The sequence below is a fragment of the Cytobacillus stercorigallinarum genome (assembly GCF_014836495.1).
GTDB lineage: Bacteria > Bacillota > Bacilli > Bacillales > Cytobacillaceae > Cytobacillus > Cytobacillus stercorigallinarum.
Window position 1 is genome coordinate 117,034 of the sequence record NZ_JACSQT010000005.1, and the last position, 26,804, is coordinate 143,837.

Sequence of the window (26,804 nt, forward strand, 5' to 3'; positions counted from 1 at the left end):
AGATGAACTAAACGCCTACAAGCCTGACAATCATTCAACTTCTAAACCGTTTGCCTATTTAAGTATATATCAAAAGCCTTATTATTGGTAGAATTGTGCACTAGATAATCAAACTAATGAAAATACTACGAGAGGGTGTAGACCTATGGATTTATCTAGAGCGAGGGAACTACTAAATAGTCACACCGAATATGAAGTGACTTTCGACGGTGTAAATATCGTCATTGTCGATCTCTATGAATTAACTAAAATGGCGAGGGTGTACGACAGAAACAACATAGGTAAGAATCAAGTTGTTCCTCTCGCACAACTAATAGAAGTAAAGCAAATACGTTAACGATCGGTTTTTTCTGTAAAAATACGGACGATTCTCTCTGTATCTTTATTATATTCAATAAAAACATAGAGCCCATATTCTTTCTCCTGCTGACGCATCCAAAGTTTAAACTTTTCTATTTCAGTTTGTTCCTTTATCTCTTTTCCAAGATGCTGATAATCAACAATATCTGCTAATGGGTATTTTTCCTTTGCAATCATCATCGCTTCTTTGCCCCACTTCTCATAAGAAGGCGCATTATCAACCGCATAGTTTGTTTGAGGACTTAAGATGAATACAAAGCTAAACAAGATTAAGACCGTTGCGAATAACACTCTTTTCACCATTTTCTCCTCACCTCTTCACTTTCTTTTTTGATGGATGTATTTTTAGTTTTACTTTCTTTCCTAACTTTATTCTTTTGAAATTTTTTAGGGTTATTAAGGGTTATATAATGAAAGAAAAAATCCCACTATATACTTGCTAGTACAAAAAAATACTCATAAAAAAAGAAAAACGATCTAGTTAATTGTAATAACTTGCTCGCCTTTCTTTATCTATTGTTTGATTAACCCTTATACCATAAAGCTTTTAAATCATTTTCAGTTAAGCTTCTTATAGGAAAAATTCGTTTAAATCTAACTATATATTCAATCATCGTTCAGCATATCCAACAATAAATTGAAGAATTAAAAGGTCTATTTTGTTCTCTCAAGTAAATCATCTATTTCAATGATGTCAATAAATGATGAATATCATCAGTTGGGTTATATACACCGTCTAAAAATTGATCAATATCAAATTTCTTTAACAAGATAACCCTCCTCTTTTTCATTCGTTTCAAAATCATTCGCAGACTTCACATTTTTTTTGAGGGTGCCGTTATTCAACATCCAACAACATTTATATTAATATAATAAATCCAGAAACTACCTTTAAGATTTATTGAATGATACAATGTTTAATTTTCAGTTTTTTCTCAAAATAGAGTATTTAAATAATATTATTTTTTCTTTTTACTTTCAGTTTCATGAACATTTTGTGACCAAATTCATCATTTGTTCATGAACATTTTGTGACACCTATCACATTCAATTGTTTTTAACCATTTATGATACTAACATAGGGTTACAGACGTGATAATTCACGTTCAAAATAAAACAATAGTTTTGTAGAAAGATAGAAAGGGGTACATCAATGAAATTGAAAAGGGCTCTTTTATTGGCTGTAGTTGCCATTGCCGCCGTACTTGCTGGGTGTGAACCACTTACTGTTCTAAATCCTAAAGGTCCACAGGCCGAAGTCCAGGCTAACGATATTATGATGTCCATTTGGTTAATGTCTGGCATTGTTATTGTAGTTTTTGCAATGCTTGCATATATGCTCATTAAATATCGTTCATCTAAACAAGCAAAAGATTATGAACCACCTCACATCGAGGGAAATAAATGGGTGGAGGCAGTTTGTGTCGGAATTCCTGTACTAATTGTAGCTTATCTATCATTTGTTTCTGTCCAAAGTAATTATAAAGTTGAAGCTACACCTCCAGGATATGAGGATAAGGAGCCATTAGTTGTATATGCATCATCATCTAACTGGAAATGGCACTTTAGCTATCCTGAAGAAAATATCGAAACAGTAAATTACTTATATATTCCTACAGATCGAGCACTTGAATTTAAACTTTACTCTTTCGGTCCAATTACAAGCTTCTGGATTCCACAACTTGGTGGACAGAAATATGCAATGGCCGATATGGTAACAACATTACATTTAGCTGCTGATCATCCAGGTGAATTCATGGGTAGAAATGCTAACTTCAGCGGAAAAGGTTTTGCTGAAAATACGTTTGATGTAACAGCTATGTCTCCAGTTGAATTTGAAGAATGGGTTGATGAAGTTCATCAAACAGCAGATCCAATCACTGAAGAAAAATTTGAAGAGTTATTAGAACCAGGTCATTTAGGTAAAATGACGTTTACTGGTACTCATTTAGACTTTAGCCCGGCACCTGAAGGGCATGAACATCATCAATCTAATGATGAAGATTCAGAAGAAAATCATGAAAATCATGATGAGCACGAAGGTCACTCTGACCACAGTGGCCATTAATTAGATGAAGTGTCAATTGACATCTTCTGAAAGGAGTATACAGGATGGAGTTCTTTGAACGTTTTGCCATACCGCATCCAAGTCCAGCTATTTATGCATCAATGGTAGCAATCGCAGTTGTTTCTATCGCCATTGTAGTTGGGTTAACATATTTTAAAAAATGGGGTTATTTATGGCGTGAATGGTTAACAACTGTTGACCACAAACGATTAGGTATTATGTATATTATCGCAGCGATCCTCATGCTATTCCGTGGAGGCGCTGACGCAATTATGATGCGTGCGCAATTATCAGCACCTGAGAACAAGTTGCTTGATGCACAGCATTATAACGAGATATTCACAACACATGGTGTTGTTATGATTCTCTTCATGGCTATGCCATTTATTATCGGTTTTATGAACTTTGTTGTTCCACTGCAAATTGGGGCTCGCGATGTTGCGTTCCCACGTCTTAATGCACTTAGCTTCTGGTTATTCTTTGCCGGTGCTATGTTATTCAATATTTCATTCGTTGTCGGAGGGTCACCAGATGCCGGTTGGACATCTTACTTCCCGTTAGCAGATAATGAATTTAGTACCTCCGTCGGTACGAACTATTATATGATTGCTATACAGATTGCCGGTCTTGGTACATTAGCAACAGGTATTAACTTTTTGACGACAATCTTGAAAATGCGTGCTCCTGGCATGACATTAATGAAAATGCCAATGTTTACTTGGTCAGCTTTAATTACTAACGTTATTATCGTATTTGCTTTCCCTGTATTAACAGTTGCGCTTGCAATGGGTACATTAGATCGTTTATTCGGTACACATTTCTTCGCTTCAACAAATGGCGGTATGGATATGTTATGGGCCAACCTTTTCTGGGTTTGGGGACACCCTGAAGTATATATCTTGATCTTACCTGCATTCGGTATTTACAGTGAAGTTATTTCTACTTTCGCTAGACGTAACTTATATGGTTATAAATCAATGGTTGCTTCAATGGTAATCATTTCACTATTATCATTCGTTGTATGGGTTCACCACTTCTTTACAATGGGTCAAGGCGCTTTTGTTAACAGTATTTTCTCTATTACCACGATGGCAATAGCAGTACCTACCGGTGTTAAAATATTCAACTGGTTGTTAACACTGTATAAAGGTAAAATCGTTATGACAACGCCAATGCTTTACTCAATGTTGTTTATCCCACTTTTCACACTTGGTGGTGTAACAGGGGTTATGCTTGGTATGTCAGCAGCTGACTATCAATACCATAATACAATGTTCTTAGTTGCTCACTTCCATATGGTAATCATTCCTGGGGTTGTGTTCGCAATGCTCGCTGCACTTTACTACTACTGGCCAAAAATGTTTGGCTTCATGTTAAATGATCGTCTTGGTAAAATCGGCGCTTGGATTATTGCTATTGGTACATTAGTTGCCTTTATGCCAATGTTCATCTCTGGTTTAGATGGTCAAGCACGACGTATGTACACTTATTCTGAAGCAAGTGGATTTGGTATTTGGAATATGATTTCTATGGTTGGCGCACTTATGTTAGCCGCTGGATTTGCGTTGATCGTTTATAACATTTACTATAGCTTCCGTCATGCACCACGTGACATTGGATCAGATCCTTGGGATGCACGTACACTTGAATGGGCTACACATACACCAATTCCTGAGTACAACTTTGCAACTATGCCTAAGATCGATACCTATGAAACATTCTGGGATTCAAAGAAGAAAGGCACAACGTTATTCCCAGATAAAATTGAAAAGATTCACATGCCAAACAACAGTGGTATTCCATTTATTATGGGTATTATCTTCTTCCTGTGGGGATTCTCGTTCGTCTTTGCAATGTGGATTCCGTTAATTATTTGTACACTAGGTATTTTCGCTTGTATGGCTTATCAATCATTTGAAAATGATCATGGAAGATATATTTCTATTGAAGAAATAGAAGAAACAGAAAAAGAATTGGGAGGTAAAAGATAATGAAGATTGATCACTCTCTCCCTCTTGAATACAGTACTGATGAAAATCGCTTGAAGATTCTTGGCTTCTGGATTTTCCTTGGTGCGGAAGTTATGTTATTTGCAACATTATTTGCATCTTACTTTATTTTGTCAGGTGGTACAGGTGATGGCCCATCGGGTGCTGAAATTTTTGAAATTACACCTGTATTAATTGAAACGCTCGTTTTATTAACAAGTAGTTTTACAATCGGTCTTATGGTTCACGCGATGAGACTTGGACGCCAAAAAGCAATGATGGGATTCTTTATTGCAACCATCGTACTCGGGGCTATTTTCCTCGGTGTTGAGATTTACGAATTCGTTCACTATGTTCATGTTGGCGCAGGACTACAAACAAGTGCTTTTAGTGCAATCCTATTAACAACTTTAGGAACACACGGCGCGCACGTAACTTTCGGGTTATTCTGGGGAATATGTATCCTAATTCAAGTAAAGAAATATGGCTTAACACCAAGAACAACGAATAAGTCATTTATCTTCTCTCTTTACTGGCACTTCCTAGACGTTGTTTGGATCTTCATCTTCAGCTTCGTCTATCTGAAAGGAATGATGTAATGATGAAAGAATTATTCCCGATGAAACAAGTGATGGGATTTATCTTTTCACTCGTGCTCACTGCTGTTGCCCTAATGGTTTACTTCTTTGATATGTCATTTGCAATTGGAATGACGATCTTACTAGTAACTGCTTTTATTCAAGCAGGGCTACAATTAGTACTATTCATGCATGCTGGTGAATCAGAAGATAAAAACGCCATCTATATTACAATATACTACGGTGTATTAATTGCTATCTTCACCATTCTTGGTTCCCTACTAACAATGGTTTGGACTTACCAATTTCAATAAATAAAAAAAGGAGCGTCCTCTTATAGGGCGCTCCTACTTTGTTTTAATAGATGTTGCCGTTACTTTTGTTAATGTGTCTAATTTTGATTTTCTAAGTCCTGTCTTTTCTAATACTTCCTCTGTAGCTACAAAAAAGACCCCCATTAAAAAGACAAAAATAGCTCCCATTACCGTTCCAATACCGATACCAGTTAATGCGCTGGAAACGTTTCCAAAGAATCCGATCGAAAAGATGATGATCCCAGCAATTAATAATGTCCCTCCATAATACTTAACTGCTTTTAACATAGCTTTTGATGTATTCATTTCCATCATCCTCCTTTTCATCCATTATCCACCCTGTTCACAATTATGTCAATATTTTTTCGTAAATTTGACAAAAGTTTATCTGTTTTTAGGTTGACATTTTAGATTTGAAGTTATCTTTTTATTATATTATGCAAATATTTATAGATTGATTTTACTTTTAGACTTATTTTTGACAAAAAAGATGGTTTTACTTCTTATTTTCTTCACAAATTATGTATTATATTCCTTTGTTAACAACGTTTTATACTAAAAATAGCTCTTCGCTCCCTTTATAATGGAAATATATTTACATTACGAAATCATGCTTGATATTATTTTTTTGGGGGTTATAAATTTGTCACATAAAATAAAACGTACAACTCTCATTTTTGCTTCAATATTATTTATGATTGCTATTTTCATCACCTATTATTTAATAAACAAGCCCACCACTTATACCATTCCCTTCTCTCAATTGGAAACCAAAATACAAAATAATCACCAAGGTGACATTGAAATGAAGGAATATAAAAACGGAAAAATAGAAGTGGTTTTAAACGATCAAAAATTTATTTCTCACATTACACCTAATAGTGATAAAGTTGAAACCCTTGTCACAACTTATCCTATAGACTATAAATATTCTACGACTAATCCATATAGCATATGGATGATCATTGCTTTCTTATCATTATTATTTGCAATCACAATGTATTTAATTAAATCAGGAAAAATGGGCGCAACCAATCAACTAAAACAATCTGTATCTAAAGCGAAACCTCTCCCCCAGACATCTTTAAATGATGTTGGAGGTTTGCAACCAGAAATGAAGGATGAATTATTACAAACCATATCATCTTTGAAGTCGCCAGCAAAAGCGGAGGAATTAGGGATTAAGCCTCCTAAAGGAATTCTTCTTTATGGTCCTCCTGGCACAGGTAAAACATTGCTGGCACAAGCAATAGCTAAGGAGTTAAATGCGCAATTTTACTCATCAAGTGGTTCTGCCTTTAACGAAATGTTTGTTGGTGTCGGTGCTTCAAGAGTTCGTTCACTCTTTCAAAATGCCCGCAAAAATCAACCTGCTGTTATTTTTATTGACGAGGTAGATGCGTTAGCAGGCAAAAGAAAGCCTCATGGCGGGGAAGAAAGTGAAAAAACATTAACGGAATTACTCGTTCAATTAGATGGCGGACATGCAAATGATGGCATTTTATTTATTGCAGCAACGAACAGAAAAGATATGCTAGATGATGCATTTCTTCGACCAGGTAGAATTGACTTCAGCTTTCATATTCAGTTACCTGATTTGAAAGGAAGAAAAGAAATAATTGATATTCATGCAAGAAATCGACAACTTGCCAGTGACGTCTCAGCTTCACTTACCGTTTTAGCTGAATCAACATCCGGTTTTTCTGGAGCTGACCTCCATTCTCTATTTGAGACAGCAAGTAGAAAAGCAATACTTAATAATCATAAAGAAATTACAAAAGATGATCTCAATTTTGCATTGGATCGTACCATTTTAGGAAACAGCAGCCTACCTTTACAAGATGTAAAAATTAAGCGAAGAGTAGCAATCCATGAAGCTGGCCATGCGCTCATTGCAGCTGTTACAAAACCAGGGTCAGTCAGAAAAGCGACTATTATTCCTCGTGGCCAAGCATTAGGTTATGTTGCACCTATTCAAAAAGAGCTCCATTTATCTACCTTTAGTGAACTCCTTGATCAAGTAGCACTGATTTTAGGTGGAGGAGTAGCAGAAAGACAACTATTAGGTGAGCATAGTATCGGTGTAAGCGGAGATGTCCAACAAGCAAAGCAATTGTTAGAACAAATGGTTGAAAACGGGCTTTTAGAGGATGGCTTCACCCTTTCTTTTGAATCGAAGCGTAAAGAAGAATTATTACAATCCCTTTATTTTCAAGCGTTAAAACGAGCAGAAACTTTACTAGTCGAACATAGTAAAGCGCATGCAGACATTGTACACGCCCTCATGTCTTATGAAACATTAGATGGGGATGAAATTGAACAATTAGTGCGAAAAAATTATTGATGACCATTGCATGTAAACGAACACATTCAATTTCTCTGTTGAATGTGTTCATTTTTTACTTCTTCCCTTCCCTTCATACATAAACAAAACTTCTACAAAAGAATAAATACTATTATTAGACGAGATAAAGCAAATATCAAACTAAGTGTAATGTATATATAAATTTAATAATTAAATCGATGACAAAATAATTGCCCCTGCTTAATATCATTATAAAAGAAAGTTGGCGTTTTTTTGTTTTTATTTTACTTACATTCACAGTAACTATTCTTTTTTCAGTGCTTCTTTCTTTCTAACCATACCGTCTTTACAAACACGCGAGGGACTTGCCTTAGATTAATGATTGCCTTTTTAGAAATGATAAAGAAAAGGAATGGGAAATTTGATATTGAAGGGAATATAAACGAAGAAGAGCCATTCATTTGTTTTTTCTTGCATCATATTCTGTCTAACATTGTCGAGTTTTCGTCAATATAATAGGAAATATGTCACTTCTTGCGCTTGCCTAGGAAATAACAAGAGAATAAAGTCCTTTAATCATTAGAAGTGATAATTGGCTTCAACTCAATTATCACTTCTAATCTGTCTATTCATCCGTTCGTTCTTAAGTTTTCGAAACTACTCTATTGACGAAGCCATTCACTTCCTTCAATCTGTTCAGATAAAGGAATGATATGGGCATTTTCTTTCAAATGTCCAATATGGCGATTTAAAACCTTAACCATCATTGGCCCCGAAACACCCACATGCCCTATGGCAATGATGCTATTCTCAGTTTTAAGCTTATTCTCTAGTCTTTGAGTTTGTTTTTCAATATGATTGACGGAATAAGTGTCATCAAAAAACATATTGTTTTCTAAATAAGGTAAGTGTAGCTCTTCTGCTAGTGTTGGAATGACACTCTTTCCAGTCGTTTTACTATCAAGATAAAACAAGCCCTTTTCAGCGCAAACCTCTAGTACAATTTGCATAATTCTTTTATCTTCAGTGATTTTCGACCCCATATGATGATTCATTCCAACAGCATGTGGCACATTCTCAATCGCTTCCTCTACCCTTTTACGAATTTCTTCATCACTCAAATCGGCAGTAATCGCTCCTGGACCTAACCAACTTTTTTTCCCTACTTTGGGCTCCATCGGCATATGAACAATGACTTCATGCCCTTTTTCGAATGCTGCATTGGCATCTGCAGTTGTTGAAGGCATAAACGGCATAATGGCAACAGTTAACTGAACCGGCAAATTAAGAATATCTTCTGTTCCATTCATATGGTTACCTAAATCATCAATAACAATGGACAAAGAGGGCTTTTCCCCTTCTTCCACTTGTGCGAAACCTCCTTTACACATTAATGGAAATAACATAATATTAACAAGCAAACTTGTTAACAATAATCGTTTCATCTAATCACTCCTCCAAGTTAAATTTCCCATAACTTCGAGGAAAATTGCATCCTTTTCTTATAAAGCTGATTTTTTTTCTATTTGTGTGTAGGAAGTTTTTCTATTTCGAACCCAGGCAATGATAACAGCAGCGATAAGTACTAAACCTAAATACCCAGTAATCGGATACAGGATACCAACTAAGTTTGTAAACCCAAAGAAACTAGAAACAAAAGATGTCATACTAATCACAAGAACTGCCCATTTAAAATGTTTGTTTTCTCTTTTCACTAACCTTGAAGTAAAGCTATAGATCATACCTACGGCAGTGTTGTATATCATGCCTAAAAGAATAATTGTCATTAATACACCAACGAATGGAGAGATCTCATTCGCTAGAAAAAGCATTGGAATATCGAGTGTTGCCACATCTTCTATTCTTGTGAACATTCCGACATTTATGAGTATAAGCATGAGTCCAAGCCCAAGACCACCAACAACACCACCCCAACCTGCTTGTTTTGCATTTTTGGTTGTGCCACCCATTACAGCTAACATTGCTACTCCACATGTAATGTTATAAGAAACGTAAAGCACGGCACCTAGCACCCAATTTGGTGCTGCCGGATTTCCTTCTTGCGCTACATTGCTCAATTGTGAGAAATTTGCATCAGCTGTAAATAGAGCATACGCTGAAATAATTATGACAAGCATGATAAGGAAAGGTGTGATACTACCGATTATCGTCATCACACGATTAACATTTACAAAACATGTCAGCATGGTTAACAGGACCATAATGAAACTTCCTATTTGACTCGCAATACCAAATTGTTGTTCAAATGTTGAACCTGCCCCTGCAAACATAATCGTTGCCACACCGAATAAAAAGAAAGTAATAATAAAATCCACTACTCTGCCTATATACTTTCCACAAATATAGTGAACAACATCTTTATGAGATTCTGTTTGTAGCCTACTACCTATTTGCGTAATATTCATACCGAGAAAAATGAATAAAATCGTAGCGACTATTGTACCAATAAAACCTAGCCAGCCAAAATTAGTAAAAAACTGCAAGACCTCTTGCCCAGATGCAAAACCAGCTCCAATAATTGTGCCAATATAGGCACCTGCTATTTGAATGATTTTTCTCATAATCCTCATCCTTATTTTTGAATTTTCTGATATTTAATTAACAATGAAAGCAGCTGCCTTTAAACACACAGCTGGCTTTCTTATTTGACATTATTGATACGTTTTTTCCATTATTGTATATTTTTCAATGACCGCTAGATCTGGTGCGTATCCTATTCCGGCGTTTTCAGGTACGGTAATATATCCATCTTCTACAACAACCTCAGGTGTTATGATATCCTTTTCCCAATATCTTTTGGAACCTGCGGTGTCACCAGGCATAATAAAATTAGGTAGCGTGGTTAAAGCAACATTATGTGCTCTTCCAACGCCTGACTCTAGCATGCCTCCACACCAAACAGCAATTCCTTGTTCTTGACAATAGTCATGGATTTTCTTTGCTTCTGTTAAGCCTCCTACTCGGCCAATTTTAATATTAATAATCTTACAACTTCCTAATTCTACCGCTTTTCGTGTATCCTCAAGTGAATGAATACTTTCATCTAAGCATATCGGTGTCTTCATTTCGGCTTGTAATTTCGCGTGATCGACAATATCGTCTGAAGCTAAAGGCTGCTCAATCATCATTAAATTGAACTCATCTAATTGTTTAAGATGATCAATGTCTGTTAAACGATAAGCAGAGTTTGCATCCGCCATTAGTAAAATGTCAGGAAACTTCTCTCTCACTTGTCTCATTACATCAACGTCCCAGCCCGGCTTAATCTTTACTTTCATTCTTTTATAGCCTTCAGCTACATAGCCCTCAATTAATTGCAGTAGATCTTCTACAGATTTCTGTATGCCGATACTGATCCCTACTTCAATCTTCTTCTTTTCTCCACCAAGTGCCTTAGCCAAAGTGATTTGATTTCTTTTTGCATATAGATCCCATACAGCTCCTTCTATCGTGGACTTGGCCATATTGTTTTTTCTAATAGAAGAAAAGATTTCACTTACTTCATCTGGATGGGTAATTTCTTTATTTAATAATGCTGGAATGAGAAAATCTTCGAGCATATGCCAATTCGTTTTAAATGTTTCTTCATTATACCAAGGCACCTCAAAAGCAACAGATTCTCCCCAACCACTATTACCTAAGTCATCAGTTGCTTCTAATAAGATAAACTCTTTATCTTGAAAAGATCCAAAGCTAGTGGCAAAAGGTGCTTTCATTGTCATTTTTAGATGGCGTAACTTTACTTCCTTTAGTTTCATTGATTTTTTCCCCTCACATCTAATTGTAATTTTTGTCTTTTGATCGTGATGATATAGCTTACATGATTATTTTTTTGGACATCATACGCGGTGTACCCATGCTGAAAGAGTTGCTGAAAGATCTTTCTTGTCACCTCTCGCCATTCCTTTGCTAATGCAGGATTATGTTTTTTTATTTCCATAAACTCTGCTGGAATGGGGACAGCAATACTCATTTCATTATAATCAATATGTTGTAACGTTTGTTCCATTTCGCTTATCGCAGGAAAATCATCTCGATGGACAACTTCAAATGGGTATATCGGTGTCACATCATAATTAAGCTGTTGTTTGACATGTGAACTGCTGATTCGCCACTCGATGTTGAAACGATCACTTGGTAAGCCTTTGTTAATTCCATCGACCATTTCACCATAACAATTCACAAGATAATCATTACAAATACCATTTAATTTTGATAAGTTCAAGTAAGCATTTCTGCTTTGTAAAGGATCAAATGTCCAGCGAATCAGATTGTACCCCATTTCCTCAGCAGCTTCCCTTTGTGCCACTTTAAGTAGAGCACCAATTCCTTTATCACGATAGCTTTGATGGATACCAAGCATATGAGAACAAAGGAAAGCTTCTCCATTTGCATAACCAGGAAATCCATAGCTGAATCCAATCAGATTATTTTCATCAAAGGCACCTAGCATGAGACCACCATTTTTTATTGCTGTTGCCGTTTGGTGGACAGGAATGGGATCCATCCCCCATACGTCTCGCTCTAGCTTTTGGATTGTTTCCATCTCTTCTATCGTTGTCAATTTTTTTATCTCTAAGCCAGTGAGCATTGGCTACGCACCTTCTTTTTCTAACGTATTTAATACTGTTTTGACAAGGATTTCAATGCCAGTAAATATCGCTTCATGGTTAAAATTCATTTCAGGATGATGTAACCCAGGAGATAATCCACAACCAAGCCCTAGCATCGTTGCCTTCAATTCAGGTTTTTTTAAAGTATAAAAATGGAAATCTTCTCCCCCTGATGTGATAATTGGTGGAACCATTTCGTCTTTACCAATTGTTTCAATAATTGCCTGGCCCATTAATTGCACTGCATCATCATCTACTTGTGCTGCAGCAATATCAGCTGTTATTTCATAATGAATTTCCACCTCATAAAGAGATGAAAGGTAAGCAAAAATTGCTTCTACTTTAGTTGCTAATTGCTGCATCACTTCATTTGTTTGTGCCCTTAAATCTAAACTGAATTGCGCTTTACCTGGAATAATATTACTTGAGTCACCACCGGCTTGGAACTTTGTCATTTTAACTGAATGTGGGACCATGGGATCTAATTTGATTCGATTCAATTCTTGAACCATCGCTGCACCTATTTCAATCGCGCTTTGCCCCAGATGAGGTCTCGCTCCATGGGCATCTTCTCCAATGATTTCTCCAGTTACAAACCGTCCAGCTCCGTGCATAATAGCTGGTGAGCATTGACCATCTGCCAACTCCTGAATCGGCCTTACATGTACGCCGAATAAATAACTCAAATCGTCAACTAATCCCTCTTCAATAAACTTCAATGCGCCGGTACCTTTTTCTTCAGCTGGTTGGAATAAAAATTTAATCCTGCCTTTTTTATGTACATTTAATCGATGCAGTACAAGTAATGTACCGATCGCCATAGTCATATGTGCATCATGTCCACATGAATGATTGGCCTGCAATACTCCATTCACTTCCTGCCACAGTGCATCTATATCAGTTCTAATGCCAATGGCTTTTTCACCGCTACCTATTTCAGCAATGAGTCCTGTCGTTGTAGGCAAGGTTTGAAAACAGACCCCTTCTTCTTTTAAAACCTCAGCTATAAATGCTGTTGTTTGTGTTTCTTGCCAGCTTATTTCTGGATTTTGATGTAGATGATTAAATATGTTTGTTAATTTTGGCTTTAGTGCTTCTAGTACCTGCAATTCTTTCACCCCTTTAAGCTGTTAACTGATTTCAAAATAATCATGGAACACTTTATCGTAATAATCCTTTTCTTCTTTAAATGCCTCTTTATTCTCTGTCATCATTGCCGCAATTATCGCATTCAAGAATGAAAACAGCACCGGTGTAGAATCAAGTGTAGGTTTCTTCCCTGAAAAAAGTGGTATAAGAATGTCCACATGGTTTTTTAATGGAGATAGTGGCGTGTCAGTAATCCCAACGACTTTGGCATTTTGGCTTTTTGCTTGCTTTGTAAAATCAGTCGTACTTTTCACATAACGATGAAAACTAATTGAAACCACAACTGAAGTTTCATCCATCGAATGTAAAATTTTTAATAAATCATCGGACTCTGTTCGAATAAGATGAACATCAACCTTCACAAGCCCTAATGTAAATGCTAACCAACTTGCAGCAGCAAATGATGTTCTTGCACCGATAACATAAATCTTTTGGGCTGATTTCAACTGATCAATAATCAAATCAAATTTTGCTTCATCTATTGTCTGAATGGCTTGAGTGATCCGCTCGGCATCCATATTCATCACTTTTTCTAGAAAATGTGGTTCGCCAGCGAATGGTTGCTTCGTCTGAATATAAGAATCTAAGCTGCTTTTATCGTGAAAGAATTGCTCACGAACTTCTTTTTGTAATTCAGTATAGCCTGATAATCCTATTCGGTAACAAAAACGGATGACAGTGGTTTCGCTCACACCTGCTTTTTTACCTAATTCCTTTGCTGACAATACGGCTATATCTTGATCATGGTCTAGTAAATAAGTGGCTAGTTTCTGTTGTGTTTTCGATAGTCCTTCATAACTCAATGTAATAACTTCTTTCAGATTCATCTAATCACCAACCTTGAAAATGAAGTCTGTGCTTTTTATGCAATATATTAGAAGGGTTTACTTCTTGTTTATAGTAAATTATCACAATCTTTCAGTTATTTCAATGCTTTATTGCGAAAAAGTTTCAATTTGATTGCCTATAAGCATTGATCATTGCACTATGCGAATAAAAAAGCGGACAAATTCCACCATTGAAATTTGTCCGCTTTTCGGCTTGCGATATATGCATTTTTTTATCATTTTACTTATTGTTTATTTACGATGCATCTTAAATTCAAGAAACAGTTCATTATAGTATGCGAGCATTTGTTTACCTAGGTTCTCGTATACTTCTAGCTTAGCTGTTTGCTCTTCATCTGGATAGAAACGTTCATCACTTGTAGTTTCCTCATCCATATGAGGAAGAGCTGCTTTATTCGGTGTTGAGTAACCGACATATTCAGCGTTTTGAGCAGCAACTTTCGGATCTAACATAAAGTTAATAAATTGATGAGCCGCCTCTCTATTTTTTGTTGTCTTTGGGATGACCATATTGTCAAACCAAAGATTCGAACCTTCTTCAGGAACCATATATTCCAGTGATTCATTTTCCCACATCGCATCTTGGGCAGTTCCAGACCATAAAACAGCAACAGCCGCTTCATTATTTTGCATTAATAATTTAATTTCATCACCAACGATAGCTTTTATATTCGGTGTTAATGTATCAAGTTTATTTTTCGCTTCCAGTAATCTTCCTTTATCTGTTTCGTTCAAAGAATACTCGAGGCTATTTAAGCCAAAACCGATGACCTCTCTTGCTCCATCAACAAGTAATACATCATTTTTTAAACTTGGATGCCAAAGATCGTCCCATTGTTTAAAATCAATTTCATCACTTACTTTGTCAGGATGATAAAGAATACCTACTGTTCCCCAAAAATAAGGGATAGAGTATTCATTGTTTTCATCAAATGCTAAATTTAGAAAACGAGGATCAATATTTTTCAAATTCGGCAGTTGTGCATGATCAATAGGGAGAAGCAAATCTTCCTGTTTCATTTTGTCAATCATGTATTCTGACGGTACGGCTATATCATATGAGGTACCACCCTGCTCTATTTTTGTTAACATAGCTTCATTTGAATCAAAGGTTTCGTAAATTACTTTGATACCTGTTTCATCTTCAAACTGCTCCAATAACTCAGGATCAATATAATCTCCCCAGTTATAGACAGTAATCGTGTGCTCGCCTGTATATCCTTGTGCAGTATTTAAGCGGTTAACGATATACAGCAATACAAAAGAAACAATTAATACAAGTGACAAAGCACGTATGAGGTTTTTCATTTTCTAACCCCCATTCGACCGATCTTGCTCGTCTTCTTTGTTATAAAGTAATACCCAACGACTAATAACATGGTGAATAAAAATAACAATGCGGATAAGGCATTGATACTTAGTGATACCCCTTGTCTTGCCAGCGCATAAATTTCTACGGAAAGCGTTGAGAATCCATTACCGGTCACAAAAAAGGTAACAGCGAAATCATCCAAAGAATAAGTAAGTGCCATAAAGAAACCAGCAAATATACCAGGTGTAATATAAGGCAATACAACCTTTGTTAACACATCTAATCGACTTGCACCTAAATCCAAAGCCGCATAAATGATGCTCGTACTCATTTCTTCTAACTTAGGTAATACCATTAGGACAACAATTGGTACACTAAAGGCAATATGCGCCAATAAGACGGAAATAAAGCCGAGCTTTATACCAATCATTGTGAAAAAGATGAGAAAAGATGCACCAATAATGACGTCAGGACTAACAATTAAAACATTATTTAACGACAATAAAGTATTTTTTGTTCTTCTTCTTCTTGCATAATAAATGGCCAAAGCACCAGCCACGCCTAAAACTGTCGAAATAGCTGATGACAGAAGGGCAACAATTATTGTATTTAATACTATGATTAGTAGCCTTGTGTCATTAAATATTTCTTTATACCAATCCAATGTAAACCCTTCAAAGTGATACATATCACCGCCACTATTGAAGGAATAAAAAATCAAATAAAAAATCGGTGCATATAAAACCATAAAAATGATGATTAAATACAGAGAGGACCATTTAAATCTCTTCATCGCATTTCGCCTCTCTTTCTTCTACCAGTAAGAAGCATAATGACAACCATAAAAATAATTAAGAAAACTGCAATAGTTGCCCCCATTCCCCAATCTTGCGTTACGAGAAAATGTTGCTCAATAGCTGTACCTAATGTAATCACTCGGTTTCCTGCGATTAATCTCGTCAACATGAATAAAGATAGGGCAGGGATGAATACGATTTGGCACCCAGATTTGACCCCATCTAAAGTCAATGGGAAAACGACACGAGAAAAAGTTCGCCAGCTTGAAGCACCTAAATCTTTTGAAGCATCAATAAAGGATGGGTTCAGTTCATCTAGTGCATTAAAGATCGGTAAAATCATAAACGGTAAAAAGATATAGACAGAAACAAACACAAAACTAAAGTCAGTAAATAAAATTTGCTTTCCACCTACACCCATCACTTCGAGAAATTTATTGGCTGCTCCATATGTGCCAAAAATACCTATAAATGCGTAAGCTTTTAATAATAAATTGATCCATGAAGGAACGATAATAAGTAGTAACCATAATTGTTTATGCTTTGTTTTTGTTAATAAATAGGCTGTAGGATAAGCGATTAATAACGTGAAAAAAGTAATTAATAACGCGTACCAAAAGGAGCTAAGTGTCATTTTTAAATAAACAGGCGTAAAGAATTTTTGATAATTCTCTAAGGAAAAATCGCCTTCTATATTAAAAAAAGAATAATAAACAACTAAAACTATTGGTGTGATGACGAAAAGAGCAATCCATAAAACATAAGGAATTAAATAATAATTACGAGATTTAGCTTTCATAACTTCCCTCTTCATATGCTTCGAGACGCTTATCGAACTCCTCTTCTGTTTCACCAAGACGCATGACATGTATGTCTTCTGGCTCAAAGTAGAGACCAATTTCACTTCCGACAATCGCTTTTTTCGTCGAGTGAACGAGCCACTCATTGCCATCTTCATCATAACAACTTATCTCATAATGTACGCCTCTAAATAATTGTGAATCGACTTTCACCTTTAACTTACCAACATCAGGACTAGTAATTTCTAGATCTTCTGGGCGAATGACTATCTCGACCGTTTCATTTTGATTTAAACCCGCATCGACACAAGCAAATGTTTTACTTGTAAAGCGAACAACATAATCTTCAACCATTACACCTTCAACAATATTAGATTCCCCGATAAAGTCGGCAACAAAACGATTAATCGGCTCATCATATATATCATTAGGGGTACCACTTTGTTCTATTTTACCGTTATTAAGAACAAAAATTTCATCAGACATTGCTAACGCCTCTTCTTGATCATGTGTAACAAAAATAAAAGTGATACCTAAATTTCTTTGTAATTCTCGCAGTTCATATTGCATTTCTGTTCGCAACTTTAAATCTAGTGCAGATAATGGTTCATCAAGGAGAATAAGCTCAGGTTCATTAACAATCGCTCGCGCAATCGCAACACGTTGTCTTTGCCCACCTGACATCTCTTTTATCTCTCTTTTTTCATATCCTTCTAAGTTCACAAATTTTAAAGCTTCTATTACTTTTTGATTGATTATTTCAGATTTGAGTTTTTTTATTCTGAGTCCAAATGCTACGTTCTCAAAGACATTCAAATGAGGAAAAAGTGCATAATCCTGAAAGACAGTATTCACTTGTCTTTTATTTGCAGGTACTTCATTTACCTTTTTATTATTAAAATAAATATCGCCTTTTGATGGTGAAATAAATCCAGCAATTAAGCGAAGGATTGTTGTTTTTCCGCATCCAGAAGGACCGAGCAAAGTATAGAATTTTCCACGCTCTATTTCAAATGAAACATCATTTAAGACAGCCGGGTCATTATCATATTGCTTTGTTACGTTTTCAAAACGAATAATAGTTTGGTCTGACATTCCAATCTCCTTCTTCTATAAGATATTTCTTTGTAATTCTAGATTAAAAAAAACGGATAATCAATACACAATAAAAAATAAATATTGATATTTTTATCTGCGCATAATAATTGGAATTGCTGAGACAATAAGGAAAAAAAGGTGAGTAACTTTGAATCAAAAACTAAGCTTTATTAGCATTGCCTATATTTTTATTCTCGGTATCGGTTTATTTGCTCATGTTGAAATTATTCCTGCTGTATTATCTACCTCTGGACGCGATACATGGATCAGTATGTTACTTGCCATTATTCCTTTGATTTTATTCATCCCTCTTATTTATAAAATGGGACAAACAGTTAAAGGAGCGCCGTTTATCCGAATTATTAGTCAAAAATTAGGAAAGTTAAAATTCTATATTTTATTCTTCCCTTTAATCCTATATTTAATAATTTCTGCCTTTGTCTCTACAAAAGAAATTGTCTATTGGTCACAATTAAGTTTTATGCAAAATTTTCCCACTTTGATAATTGGTGGTGTACTATTAATTGCCTGCTTCTATTGCAGTTTTTCCGGTGTGGAATCAATGGCCATTATTAGCCGTATGTTACTACCAGCAGTCATATTTTTAGGTTTTTTTGTTTCATTCGCTAACATGAAGAAAAAACATTATGAGTTGTTATTACCCATTTTCCAAGAAGGTGCACTAGATATTCTAAAGGGGATGTTTTACACAAGCTTACCGATTATTGAAATTGCTTTTGTTTTATTTCTCCTACCATATATGAAAGGAATGATTAAAATTAAACATTTAATCATTCTGGGCGTACTGATTATCGGGTTAATGATTGGGCCTGCAATTGGGGCTATAGTGGAATTTGGGCCAAAACACGCTTCTGACTTTAGGTACCCAGCATTTGAAGAGTGGCGAATCATATCTATTGGAAGATATATTTCTCATACAGACTTTTTTGCCATTTTCCAATGGCTCTCAGGTGCTACAATCCGAATTGGTTTTTTTACCTTTCTCACCTCTCAAGTTCTTACGAATGGAGGGAAAAACAGAACACCTATCTGTATCATCTTTATCTTGTTATTCATTGCGGTTGTATTGCCGCTAGACCAAGACCAATTTTATAACTTTGTTTTTCATTATTTCTTACCGATATCAACTATTGTTCTTCCTATTCAATTTATCCTGGTTTCAATATTTATCTTTAAGAATAAACAATTATTCCAAGGAGGATGAAGAGCTTGTATGATCAATCTCTCTTTACAAAAGATAAGTTGGCAGAAATTTTTAACCATTCTTCAGATATACAGATCAAGAGCATCCCTGTTCGTCATACTCCTAAGGGAGAGCTTATCATTATATATTGCCGCCCCATTGTAAACATAAATTTAGTTCACTCTCTGGTAATTCCTTATTTAATGGAGGAGGATAAAGAAGGTGAAAAACTTTATAACTATATACAAAGTGATTACAGTTTAAAAGCTAAATTAACAAAAGAAGAATTAATTCATCAAGTATTTTGTGGTAAATTAGCAGTGATATCAAACTTCCGTGAACGGATTTATTATTATGATGTGAAGGATGAACCGAATAGACAACCAGAAGAATCCGTTATTGAGGTATCAGTAACTGGACCAAAAGATGGGTTTATCGAAAATATTGATACTAACCTTGGACTTGTACGTAAAAGGTTAAAAACCCCCTCGTTCGTTAATGAAGAGTTTGTAATTGGTCGGCGGTCGAAAACGAGGGTTGCGCTTCTATATATTAAAGATGTTATGAATGAAGAAATAATTAACAATGTACGCGAGAAACTAAATAAAATTGATGTCGATATTTTGCAAAGTCGGGATGAACTAGAAGAGTTAATAATAGATTATAAATACTCACTACTACCACTTACAAATTTCTCAGGTCGACCTGATTTTGTCGTTGAATCACTCAATCAAGGAAGATTTTCAATTATGATTGATGGTGCACCTACAGTTATTATCGCCCCAATCAACTTGAGCTTCCTAGTCAAAACTGCCGAAGATAGTAATATTAGCTTTTATTACTCCTCAGTAGAACGAATGATTCGATTACTAAGCTTATTCCTGACGGTATTTTTACCAGGGTTTTATACAGCACTTGTTACGCATAATGTGGGACAATTACCTTTGCCGTTAATTGCCACTATTACGATTGCAAAGATGGGTTTACCGTTTTCGACACTACTGGAAATGATTACAATTTTTATTATGTTTGAGTTGTTTAAAGAAGCGGGTGCAAGACTACCAAAAGGAATTGGACAAACAGTTGCAGTCATAGGGGGATTAATCATTGGTGATGCAGCGATTAGAGCGGGTATAACCTCGCCTACGCTACTCATTGTTGTCGGAATTACAGCAATAGCAGGGTTTACTCTTGTTAATGCCAGTCTTACGGGTAATGTCTTTTTCTTGAGAATGGCTGTCTTATTAATCAGTTATGCTTTTGGTATTTTTGGTTTTATTCTTTCGGTAATTTGTGTTTTTATCCATTTATCTACACTCAAATCCTTTGGTATTCCTTTTTTAAACATAGCAAAGCAAAAAAAGTGGTCAGAAGAACTAAAAATGTTTGTTACACTTCCTTTTAGCCTACAGAAAAAAAGAAATCTATCTTACGGAGTTAAAGATAAAACGCGAAAAAATGATGACACTGATTAAAGAAAATGGAAATTTATACTTATCTGCTTGTTACCATAGTTTGAGAAAATGCTGCACCGCGTATACGCTGTTTATCAGTATTGCTTTTCAAGATAAACAGTTTATTATTTATTTACAGTTTTTAAACTGCTGCAAAAATTCATACAAGATGAGACCAAGCAAAAAAGGAGTTAAAAACTCCCAAGCTCATAAATTAGATTTTTACCTATGCATGTTCTTTTTGTTATATACTTTTCATCTCCCTCCCTTCCTTTAGTCCGTTTGCCATCAGTGCGAGTTATACTTGCGGAAACTCTTTAACTCTTTATACGGTCCCCTTATTAATGCCTCTATCTGCTTATCTTTAGAGACATTAGGCACTTTTTTCCCTTTAACTTGCTTAAAAATGGGCATTACAGAAGTAGCTCCTTCTTCAATATTCCATTGTTTTCCGTCATGAGTTAGCTCAAGTTCTATTCTTCCTAAATGATTTCCCCAATGCCCTGCTTGAACGATAAATGGTGTTGTCTGAGATTGAAGCCATTCATTCGGTTTTTCTGGAAAAATATTATGACTATGTCCAAAAAGAATCACATCAATATTCTCTATTGATTTTAATTCATTCACGCTATTCCCTTCTTGCTGAGCAAGGCCCTTGTCAGCATTGATACCAACATGAGCTAAAGCAATGATAATATCTGCCCCTTCTGCTTTCATTTGTGGAATATACTGATTAGCCGTTTCAGTGATTGTTCTCATTTTTAACTTTTGCTTAAAATAATTGCTATTCCAATCGGCGACAATAGGGGTTAAAAAACCAATCACTCCAATTTTTATTGCACGCTCATTCCCATATTCATCGATCAACGTCCGCTCAAGAATCACATATGGATTCATATAAGAAACATCATCAAAGATATTTTTCGTCATATCCTCATTGTATATATTGCTACTTACAATTGGAAACGTTGCATCTCTTAAGCTTTCCGTTAAAAAGCCGATACCATAATTGAACTCATGATTTCCGAGTGTCATGGCATCATATTGTAGTGTATTCATGACATTAATCACCGGGTGAGTTTGTCCTAAATGCATCAATCTTGTTTGAAATACATAATCTGCAAATGCATTACCTTCTAAGATATCACCAGTATCAAATAATAAGACATTTTTGTTTTCGTGACGTTCACTTTTAATTAAAGTTGCGGTTCTAACGAGTCCAAAATCGCTAACAGATTCGCCTTCATCGTTTTCATCCATCATATGACCATGCATATCTGTTGTTTGTAGAATCCGTAATTTAACCGGAGCTGATGAGGCATAAGCGTTAGTAAATAACGAGAAACCGAAGAGCCATCCAATGATAGGAAGTATAAAGAAAACGACAGTTATCTTTCGCATATGACTTTTCATCATTTCACCTCAACACATTTGATGAATTCTTATTTTGTCATGACTCGCTTAAAATCATTCGATTGAAAGCAAATTGCCCTAAACCACTTTATTCCAATTAACACATTTATAATTGGTATTGTGCATAGGTTAGAACAAGCCATTATATTTTTTTATCTAAAGAAAAATATATGAAATTAAAAAAAAGTAGGATAGAATAATAAATATAAGGAAATGCTGAGAGGATGTAGGTTTTGTATAAGATATGTTTACCAATGATGTTCCTTTGCTATATGTTCATTACGCCATTGTTTACTGAGGATATAAATGAACATCGTTCTCTACATTATGATGATGATGTTCAAATAACGGCTACGATTGCCGCATTTAAAAGACCTACGGAAATTGTTATACGAGAAAAAAACAATCATATTGTACATAATATCAATGAATTTATTAGCTTAGAAGAACCCCATAGCATCGTTCAGGAGAACCAACAATCAAAACAGGATCGATTTCAACTACCCGTCCAGTATCAATCCAGTTACTTATCTAATCTCCTTATATAAAAAGATGCTTTATTGTTGAAGATTTTATAGGGGGAATATGAAAATGGAAAATTTCAAGAAATGGTTACAAAGTAGCGGGATTAAAAGAGTTATTATTTTTGCAATTCTCGTCTTCGCTTTATTTTTAATGAGAAGTATGATTAATGTCATCCTTATTACGTTTATTATTTCCTTTCTAATGGATCGATTAGTGAATCTTGTCTTGAAGAGAATGAACATAAATCGAAAATTCACAGTAATCGGTCTTTACTTAATTATTATTGCGATATTGACTGTTGGCATTAGCAGATATTTACCAGTTATTATATTTGAAATCTCGCAACTGATTGGACAAATGCAAAGTTTCTTTAGTCAAAAACATGACAATATTATCATGAACTATATTACTGAATTATATGAGCGCAATGAAATATCATCTTATTTAGAACAAGGGGTAACCGTTCTACTTAAATACTTCTCTGATATAAGTTCATTTGGCATACAATTTTTAATTTCACTTATTTTAAGTATTTTCTTCGTTTTAGAGAAGCCAAAGTTGATTGCCTTTACAAACAAATTTAAATATAGCAAAGTTGCACCTTTTTATAATGAAATTGCTTACTTTGGTTCTAAGTTTGTGCAAACATTTGGCAAAGTAATTGAGGCGCAATTTATTATTGCCCTTGTGAACTGTGCATTAACAACTTTTGCTCTATGGATAATGGATTTCCCTCATTTAATGGGATTATCTATTCTTATTTTCTTTTTAGGCTTAATACCAGTTGCGGGTGTGATTATTTCATTGGTGCCATTAAGTTTAATCGGCTATACGATTGGTGGAATCATGCTCGTTATTTATTTATTAGTCGTAATTATGATTATTCACGCAATCGAAGCATATATACTTAATCCAAAACTAATGTCATCAAAAACCAATTTACCTGTCTTCTATACTTTTATCGTATTGATTTTCGGAGAACATTTCTTTGGCGTATGGGGACTTATTGTTGGAATTCCAGTGTTTGTCTTTTTACTAGATGTATTAGATGTACAAACGACAGAAAAAAAATCGGTAAAAGCATAAATAGCTAAGGGGATAAAAGCCGTGCAAGTTAGTACGGCTTTAATCCTCTTTTTCTGCACTTTCCGCTCTGATTGACGACAAACTCAAAATTCTAAACATATTCCTTAGAGCATTTGAATTGTTACAACCCCGATGAATAAGCTGTATTCCTCCATTGTAGTTAAAGTCTTTCACTATAGTTAATAAATATAAAAAAGAAGAAACCTCCCAAGTAGTCGTACCCGTGAGGTTTCCTTATTGCTGATTTTGTATGGTCTTTAAACCCGTTATAATTAAAAATGCAGCATATATAAGTAAGAAAACACCTGGAACAATTAGTAATAACGCGCTTCCCTCTCTTGACTGTGCGAATTGTGTAAAATAACCTGCGTAAGGAATGGTAAAGCCCGTATATTTAGCTGTTACATTGTCAGAAAGAACGAGATCTTTATCAATTGTATTATTATTATCTCCTTTTGTTTCATACATTGTGTGCACGCCACTGTGAATAACATTATGAATGCGATGAGTAACAGGAATGCCTTCTTCACTTAGAAAAGTGATAATATCTTGCTTTTTTAAGGATTGTTTTTCTTCCTGCTCTAATGGTTTTACGGCAATAATTGCACCTGTTTGAAACGTCGGTTCCATAGAACCAGATAAAACAGACTTTAATTGGTACCCTAAAATTGTTGGTTCCCCACCTGATGCTTTAGCAGCAACAACAATAACCGCTAACACGATCACTAGCACCATTAAGAAAACTGTCATAGCCGTACTAAACCAGTTAAGTACCTTTCTCATTTATTCAACTTCCTCTACATCAAGTGTTTGTTCAATTTCATCCTTTGAAGATGGCTTTTCATCGATTATTTCTTCTTCTTCTGTCAGTTCTTCTTGGTTTTGTTCAACATCAACATTTTTTTCTTCTTCAGTAACTTCTTTTTGCTCTACTTGTTGTTGCTTATCTTCTTTTGGCACCTTTTCATCCTCTTGCTTTTCTTTCTCTTGCTGATTTTCCTTTTCATGCTTATTTACTGTCTCTGGTTTTTTTTCACTATCGGTAACTTCTTCATTAGGTAACCAGACTTTGCTCTCGACATTTACCTCAACAGAGGTTGAATATGTATAACTTGCTTTAGTATGTCCTATGAATACTGTATGGAAAGTCACAATAAGAGAATAGATAGATAGAACAGATAGTAATAAAACGATTTTTCTATTGCACTTCATATTTAAATCTCCTTTTCTTACAAGAGCTGGGGAAACGATCATCATTTCCCCAGCATGTTTTAATTATTGAACGCCTACAGCGTCATAAGCTTGTTCAACTGCTGTAACTGCTGGTGAATCTTCACCATAGAGATCTTCTGCAGCATGGATTGCAGCTTGTCTCATCATGGCAAAAGTTGAATTTGGGGTTAAATAAACCGATAAGGCACGATAATAAATTTGTTCCGTTTTTTCACGGCCAATACCAGTTACTTCTACTCCGTAATGCTCTCCCCCTTCAGAGACAAGGTAAGCAGCTTTATTATTAATACTACTATTAATATGCACACCACCATTATCAAGAGAGCCTGTATATCTTCTATCCCAATGATCTGGATAAGGTTGTTGTGTTCTATTCTCAATTAAACTAGCTGGATCTTCCATAGAGCGTAATCCAATCGCCCCGTTCGCCATAATATCCTCACCGATAATCCAATCATCTCGATCGACCATGGCACCAAAAATATCAGCGAATGATTCATTCAACGCACCTGATTCATTACGATAAATTAACCCTGCTGTATGTTGAATGACACCGTGAGACATTTCATGTGCAGCCACATCGAGACTACCAGCTAATGGATGAAACCTAATACCATCACCATCGCCATAAGACATATATACACCATTCCAAGAAGCATTGTTCCAATTATCACCAACGTGAACACGAGAGAGTAATCTTTGCCCTTGATCATCTACAGAGTTGCGATCAAATGTTTGTTTGTAGTAATCATATGTCTTTTGAGAATTGGCATGAGCATCAACTGCAGCACCATCGGTAAATAACTTACTTCTACTAACAATATCTTCATTAATATTATTATCATAATCGTATGTAATGACCCCATCACCTCTTGTTTGGTCATACATTTTAAACAAACCATCAATGTACGATGCCTTAAACATTTGTTTATCTCCGAATACGCCATATCCAAATGCCGTTATTTCATTTGCTGCATTATACGAATCAATAATTTGACCATTCTCCACATTAACAAAGTAATGCCAGTATCCTACTTCTGGAGAAGTAGTGGAAGCTTTTACAAGATAAACAGGATAATAGTTATTATCAAACTTGTATATGACTTTTTCTGCTGTTACTTCACTATCATATTGTTTTACTTCGCCAATTACCGCTTCTATTCCTGCTGTTGCAATGGAAATAGCCTTTTTTTCACTTATTTGTTCGGATGAAGCTTTTATTTCAATATCTATGTCTGAAACGACTTCACCGTAAAAACTAACTTTATCGCTATCTGTTCTAATATTAAAAGTTTGTTCTGCTCCATATATAGGAATACCTTTATATAATTGTTGCAAACGATAATGATGAAAGTTTTCATTTTTGTCAAACTCATAATCTTTTACTGTAAAACTTTCGCTTATTTGTTTATTAGATAAATTAAATTGCTTACTTTTAGAAAGAAGATAACTTTCAAGTACTTGTTTAGGTTGAACCGTTTCACTTGCCTGCATATGTTCAGTAAGATTAGATGAGTGGCTATCCAGTTTGGTTTGTGATTCATTTGCATAAACTTGTCCTTGAATAGGACTTGCTAGCATTCCTAAAATGAATGCTGTTGATAATACTTTCGTTTTTATCGACATGCACAAAAGCCT

26 protein-coding genes are annotated in these 26,804 nt (G+C 35.3%); 10 read left to right on the forward strand and 16 right to left on the reverse strand.

Going from position 1 to position 26,804, the window contains the following annotated elements; genetic code table 11:
- The first annotated feature begins 145 nt into the window (after positions 1–145).
- Positions 146–337 carry an H-type small acid-soluble spore protein gene (locus tag H9655_RS11995; protein WP_191814243.1) on the forward strand — a complete coding sequence of 64 codons (192 nt, stop codon included), beginning with the start codon at positions 146–148 and terminating at the stop codon, positions 335–337.
- On the opposite strand, the gene H9655_RS12000 is transcribed toward H9655_RS11995, so the two are convergent.
- Positions 334–663: a DUF3889 domain-containing protein gene (locus H9655_RS12000; RefSeq protein ID WP_225230602.1), complete on the reverse strand. Its 330-nt coding sequence runs from the start codon at positions 661–663 to the stop codon at positions 334–336. The two genes, H9655_RS11995 and H9655_RS12000, sit on opposite strands and share 4 nt — an antisense overlap.
- 850 nt (positions 664–1,513) lie before the next feature.
- On the opposite strand from H9655_RS12000, the gene qoxA reads away from it, so the two are divergent.
- From qoxA to qoxD, 4 genes are read left to right on the forward strand one after another with little or no spacing between them, the layout of a single operon-like run.
- Positions 1,514–2,428 carry a cytochrome aa3 quinol oxidase subunit II gene (gene qoxA / locus H9655_RS12005; RefSeq protein ID WP_191814245.1) on the forward strand — a complete coding sequence of 305 codons (915 nt, stop codon included), beginning with the start codon at positions 1,514–1,516 and terminating at the stop codon, positions 2,426–2,428.
- 44 nt (positions 2,429–2,472) lie between these two features.
- On the forward strand, positions 2,473–4,419 hold the full coding sequence (qoxB, locus tag H9655_RS12010; protein ID WP_191814247.1) for a cytochrome aa3 quinol oxidase subunit I: 1,947 nt from the start codon (positions 2,473–2,475) through the stop codon (positions 4,417–4,419).
- Entirely contained in the window at positions 4,419–5,015 is a 597-nt protein-coding gene (gene qoxC, locus H9655_RS12015) for a cytochrome aa3 quinol oxidase subunit III (RefSeq protein WP_191814249.1), read from the forward strand. Before qoxB ends, qoxC begins: the two co-directional genes overlap by 1 nt.
- A 2-nt stretch (positions 5,016–5,017) precedes the next feature.
- The gene (gene qoxD / locus H9655_RS12020) at positions 5,018–5,308 is read left to right on the forward strand and encodes a cytochrome aa3 quinol oxidase subunit IV (protein ID WP_191814527.1); all 291 of its coding nucleotides are present in this window, start codon (positions 5,018–5,020) and stop codon (positions 5,306–5,308) included.
- A 33-nt stretch (positions 5,309–5,341) separates the two neighbouring features.
- Here qoxD and H9655_RS12025 read toward each other — a convergent pair whose 3' ends face one another.
- A complete protein-coding gene (locus H9655_RS12025; protein WP_191814251.1) occupies positions 5,342–5,614 on the reverse strand; it encodes a hypothetical protein in 273 nt (90 codons plus the stop codon).
- A 337-nt stretch (positions 5,615–5,951) separates the two neighbouring features.
- Here H9655_RS12025 and H9655_RS12030 point away from each other — a divergent pair, with 337 nt between their 5' ends.
- Positions 5,952–7,652: an AAA family ATPase gene (locus tag H9655_RS12030; protein ID WP_404826092.1), complete on the forward strand. Its 1,701-nt coding sequence runs from the start codon at positions 5,952–5,954 to the stop codon at positions 7,650–7,652.
- Positions 7,653–8,275: 623 nt separating this feature from the next.
- On the opposite strand, the gene H9655_RS12035 is transcribed toward H9655_RS12030, so the two are convergent.
- From H9655_RS12035 to H9655_RS12080, 10 genes are all read right to left on the reverse strand, one after another.
- Complete coding sequence (locus H9655_RS12035) at positions 8,276–9,058, reverse strand: divergent polysaccharide deacetylase family protein (protein WP_404826093.1); 783 nt, start codon at positions 9,056–9,058, stop codon at positions 8,276–8,278.
- A 57-nt stretch (positions 9,059–9,115) separates the two neighbouring features.
- On the reverse strand, positions 9,116–10,195 hold the full coding sequence (locus tag H9655_RS12040; RefSeq protein ID WP_191814252.1) for a YkvI family membrane protein: 1,080 nt from the start codon (positions 10,193–10,195) through the stop codon (positions 9,116–9,118).
- 90 nt (positions 10,196–10,285) lie between these two features.
- Positions 10,286–11,392: an o-succinylbenzoate synthase gene (menC, locus tag H9655_RS12045; RefSeq protein ID WP_191814254.1), complete on the reverse strand. Its 1,107-nt coding sequence runs from the start codon at positions 11,390–11,392 to the stop codon at positions 10,286–10,288.
- Entirely contained in the window at positions 11,389–12,225 is an 837-nt protein-coding gene (locus tag H9655_RS12050; protein WP_225230603.1) for a GNAT family N-acetyltransferase, read from the reverse strand. The genes menC and H9655_RS12050 overlap by 4 nt, the downstream gene beginning before the upstream one ends.
- Before the next feature lie 3 nt (positions 12,226–12,228).
- Positions 12,229–13,356 (reverse strand): M20 peptidase aminoacylase family protein, encoded by a 1,128-nt coding sequence (locus H9655_RS12055; protein ID WP_225230604.1) that lies wholly within the window; start codon positions 13,354–13,356, stop codon positions 12,229–12,231.
- A gap of 21 nt (positions 13,357–13,377) precedes the next feature.
- Positions 13,378–14,223, reverse strand: a complete 846-nt coding sequence (locus H9655_RS12060) for a MurR/RpiR family transcriptional regulator (RefSeq protein ID WP_191814258.1) — start codon at positions 14,221–14,223, stop codon at positions 13,378–13,380.
- A gap of 252 nt (positions 14,224–14,475) precedes the next feature.
- Positions 14,476–15,552, reverse strand: a complete 1,077-nt coding sequence (locus H9655_RS12065; RefSeq protein WP_191814260.1) for an ABC transporter substrate-binding protein — start codon at positions 15,550–15,552, stop codon at positions 14,476–14,478.
- A complete protein-coding gene (locus tag H9655_RS12070) occupies positions 15,549–16,349 on the reverse strand; it encodes an ABC transporter permease (protein WP_191814262.1) in 801 nt (266 codons plus the stop codon). Before H9655_RS12070 ends, H9655_RS12065 begins: the two co-directional genes overlap by 4 nt.
- A complete protein-coding gene (locus tag H9655_RS12075; protein ID WP_191814264.1) occupies positions 16,346–17,152 on the reverse strand; it encodes an ABC transporter permease in 807 nt (268 codons plus the stop codon). The genes H9655_RS12070 and H9655_RS12075 overlap by 4 nt, the downstream gene beginning before the upstream one ends.
- Positions 17,142–18,248, reverse strand: a complete 1,107-nt coding sequence (locus H9655_RS12080) for an ABC transporter ATP-binding protein (protein ID WP_191814266.1) — start codon at positions 18,246–18,248, stop codon at positions 17,142–17,144. The genes H9655_RS12075 and H9655_RS12080 overlap by 11 nt, the downstream gene beginning before the upstream one ends.
- Positions 18,249–18,399: 151 nt before the next feature.
- Here H9655_RS12080 and H9655_RS12085 point away from each other — a divergent pair, with 151 nt between their 5' ends.
- Positions 18,400–19,476, forward strand: a complete 1,077-nt coding sequence (locus H9655_RS12085) for an endospore germination permease (protein WP_191814268.1) — start codon at positions 18,400–18,402, stop codon at positions 19,474–19,476.
- A 5-nt stretch (positions 19,477–19,481) separates the two neighbouring features.
- Positions 19,482–20,930 carry a spore germination protein gene (locus tag H9655_RS12090; RefSeq protein ID WP_191814270.1) on the forward strand — a complete coding sequence of 483 codons (1,449 nt, stop codon included), beginning with the start codon at positions 19,482–19,484 and terminating at the stop codon, positions 20,928–20,930.
- A 267-nt stretch (positions 20,931–21,197) separates the two neighbouring features.
- Here H9655_RS12090 and H9655_RS12095 read toward each other — a convergent pair whose 3' ends face one another.
- Complete coding sequence (locus H9655_RS12095) at positions 21,198–22,322, reverse strand: metallophosphoesterase (RefSeq protein WP_191814272.1); 1,125 nt, start codon at positions 22,320–22,322, stop codon at positions 21,198–21,200.
- A 233-nt stretch (positions 22,323–22,555) separates the two neighbouring features.
- Here H9655_RS12095 and H9655_RS12100 point away from each other — a divergent pair, with 233 nt between their 5' ends.
- Complete coding sequence (locus tag H9655_RS12100) at positions 22,556–22,870, forward strand: hypothetical protein (protein ID WP_191814274.1); 315 nt, start codon at positions 22,556–22,558, stop codon at positions 22,868–22,870.
- A gap of 43 nt (positions 22,871–22,913) precedes the next feature.
- On the forward strand, positions 22,914–23,933 hold the full coding sequence (locus H9655_RS12105) for an AI-2E family transporter (protein WP_191814276.1): 1,020 nt from the start codon (positions 22,914–22,916) through the stop codon (positions 23,931–23,933).
- A 234-nt stretch (positions 23,934–24,167) separates the two neighbouring features.
- On the opposite strand, the gene sipW is transcribed toward H9655_RS12105, so the two are convergent.
- The 3 genes from sipW to H9655_RS12120 form a co-directional block, all read right to left on the reverse strand.
- Positions 24,168–24,716, reverse strand: coding sequence for a signal peptidase I SipW (gene sipW / locus H9655_RS12110; protein ID WP_191814278.1), 549 nt, complete (start codon positions 24,714–24,716; stop codon positions 24,168–24,170).
- Positions 24,717–25,145 (reverse strand): hypothetical protein, encoded by a 429-nt coding sequence (locus H9655_RS12115; RefSeq protein WP_191814280.1) that lies wholly within the window; start codon positions 25,143–25,145, stop codon positions 24,717–24,719.
- Between the two features lie 63 nt (positions 25,146–25,208).
- A complete protein-coding gene (locus H9655_RS12120) occupies positions 25,209–26,786 on the reverse strand; it encodes a M4 family metallopeptidase (protein WP_191814536.1) in 1,578 nt (525 codons plus the stop codon).
- Between the last annotated feature and the right edge of the window lie 18 nt (positions 26,787–26,804).

What these genes read in the sequence shown, in the direction of transcription:
- H9655_RS12070 (WP_191814262.1), bottom strand. Translation starts at nt 16,349, where the DNA reads ATGAAGAGATTTAAATGGTCCTCTCTGTATTTAATCATCATTTTTATG.
- H9655_RS12040 (WP_191814252.1), bottom strand. Translation starts at nt 10,195, where the DNA reads ATGAGAAAAATCATTCAAATAGCAGGTGCCTATATTGGCACAATTATT.
- H9655_RS12065 (WP_191814260.1), bottom strand. Translation starts at nt 15,552, where the DNA reads ATGAAAAACCTCATACGTGCTTTGTCACTTGTATTAATTGTTTCTTTT.
- qoxD (WP_191814527.1), top strand. Translation starts at nt 5,018, where the DNA reads ATGAAAGAATTATTCCCGATGAAACAAGTGATGGGATTTATCTTTTCA.
- H9655_RS11995 (WP_191814243.1), top strand. Translation starts at nt 146, where the DNA reads ATGGATTTATCTAGAGCGAGGGAACTACTAAATAGTCACACCGAATAT.
- H9655_RS12035 (WP_404826093.1), bottom strand. Translation starts at nt 9,058, where the DNA reads ATGAAACGATTATTGTTAACAAGTTTGCTTGTTAATATTATGTTATTT.
- H9655_RS12115 (WP_191814280.1), bottom strand. Translation starts at nt 25,145, where the DNA reads ATGAAGTGCAATAGAAAAATCGTTTTATTACTATCTGTTCTATCTATC.
- H9655_RS12105 (WP_191814276.1), top strand. Translation starts at nt 22,914, where the DNA reads ATGGAAAATTTCAAGAAATGGTTACAAAGTAGCGGGATTAAAAGAGTT.
- H9655_RS12060 (WP_191814258.1), bottom strand. Translation starts at nt 14,223, where the DNA reads ATGAATCTGAAAGAAGTTATTACATTGAGTTATGAAGGACTATCGAAA.
- qoxB (WP_191814247.1), top strand. Translation starts at nt 2,473, where the DNA reads ATGGAGTTCTTTGAACGTTTTGCCATACCGCATCCAAGTCCAGCTATT.
- menC (WP_191814254.1), bottom strand. Translation starts at nt 11,392, where the DNA reads ATGAAACTAAAGGAAGTAAAGTTACGCCATCTAAAAATGACAATGAAA.
- qoxC (WP_191814249.1), top strand. Translation starts at nt 4,419, where the DNA reads ATGAAGATTGATCACTCTCTCCCTCTTGAATACAGTACTGATGAAAAT.
- qoxA (WP_191814245.1), top strand. Translation starts at nt 1,514, where the DNA reads ATGAAATTGAAAAGGGCTCTTTTATTGGCTGTAGTTGCCATTGCCGCC.
- H9655_RS12000 (WP_225230602.1), bottom strand. Translation starts at nt 663, where the DNA reads ATGGTGAAAAGAGTGTTATTCGCAACGGTCTTAATCTTGTTTAGCTTT.
- H9655_RS12075 (WP_191814264.1), bottom strand. Translation starts at nt 17,152, where the DNA reads ATGAAAGCTAAATCTCGTAATTATTATTTAATTCCTTATGTTTTATGG.
- H9655_RS12095 (WP_191814272.1), bottom strand. Translation starts at nt 22,322, where the DNA reads ATGAAAAGTCATATGCGAAAGATAACTGTCGTTTTCTTTATACTTCCT.
- H9655_RS12050 (WP_225230603.1), bottom strand. Translation starts at nt 12,225, where the DNA reads ATGCTCACTGGCTTAGAGATAAAAAAATTGACAACGATAGAAGAGATG.
- H9655_RS12025 (WP_191814251.1), bottom strand. Translation starts at nt 5,614, where the DNA reads ATGAATACATCAAAAGCTATGTTAAAAGCAGTTAAGTATTATGGAGGG.
- H9655_RS12080 (WP_191814266.1), bottom strand. Translation starts at nt 18,248, where the DNA reads ATGTCAGACCAAACTATTATTCGTTTTGAAAACGTAACAAAGCAATAT.
- sipW (WP_191814278.1), bottom strand. Translation starts at nt 24,716, where the DNA reads ATGAGAAAGGTACTTAACTGGTTTAGTACGGCTATGACAGTTTTCTTA.